Origin of the sequence: Streptomyces sp. CBMA156 (genome assembly GCF_014596515.1) — a bacterium.
Taxonomy (GTDB): Bacteria; Actinomycetota; Actinomycetes; order Streptomycetales; family Streptomycetaceae; genus Kitasatospora.
Map to the genome: position 1 here is coordinate 1 of NZ_MSJQ01000333.1, position 1,099 is coordinate 1,099.

Consider the following 1,099-nt stretch of genomic DNA (forward strand, 5'->3'; position numbering starts at 1 on the left):
CCCGCAGCGCAGTCTGAACGCCCGCTCCCTCGCCGCGCTCGCCGCCAATCCCGGCTGCCGGCGCCGCGCCGTGCTCGACGCGGCCGGGGTGGACAAGTCCGCGCTGGCCGCCCGGCTCGGCCGCCCCGCCCCCTTCGGCCAGTCCCCGTTCGCCATCGCCCGCGGCGTGATCTTCGAGTCCCGGCTGAAGGCGGACGGCTACGCCCCTCTGCTGGAACCGCTCCGCCACCACCTGGGCGTCCCGGCGGACGGCCACGCCCCGCTCCTGGTCCCTGACCTGCTGCACCGCTCCGGCCCGGCCGTGCGGGCCGACCGGACCGTCGAGGCGCTGGCCCTGGCCGCCGCGGAGCCGGAGGCCTGGACGCTGCTGGACCACCCGATGCTGCGCCTGGAGGTGGCCGGCAGCACGGCCTACCTGGAACCGGACGCGCTGGTGGTGCACGGCGGGCGGTGCACCGTGGTCGAGATCAAGTCCTTCCCGGTGCTGGACGGCAGCGCCGACCCGGCGAAGGTCGGCGCCGCCGCCCGGCAGGCCGCGGTCTACGTGCTGGCGCTCCAGCAGGCCGCCGCCGCGGCGGCCGGGCAGCCGCTCGCCGAGGACCCGTACACCGAGCAGCGGCTGCCGGGCAGCCCGCGCACCAGCGTGCTGCTGGTCTGTCCGAAGGACTTCGGCAACCGGCCGACCGCGGTCGCCGTGGACGTCCGCCGCGAACTGGCCACCACCCGCCGCCAGCTGAGCCGGATGACCGGCATCGGCCCGCTGCTGGAGGCGCTGCCGCCGACCGCCGATTTCGACCTGGCCACCGACGAGGACGGCGCTCCGGCCAGGACCGCCGAACAGCTCACCGCCTCGGTCGAGACGGTGCCCGCCGCGTACAGCCCGGACTGCCTCTCCACCTGCGAACTCGGCTTCCACTGCCGCGCCCGGGCCCGCTGCGACGACCGGGTCGAACAGCTCGGCCGGGGCGTGCGCGGCGAGCTGGGCAGCATCCGTACGGTCGCCGGGGCGCTGGCCGCCGCCGGTACGAAGAGCGGCGACCTGGACGGCGCGGACGACGCCACCGAGCGGCTGGCCTACGCGGCCGCCCTGCGGGCCGAG

Annotated in this window: 1 protein-coding gene; it reads left to right on the top strand. The window is 77.3% G+C overall.

What is annotated here, in order from left to right; translation table 11 throughout:
• Nucleotides 1–1,099: hypothetical protein (locus BU198_RS28940; protein WP_188299806.1), on the top strand; the 1,099-nt coding region annotated here is incomplete at both ends.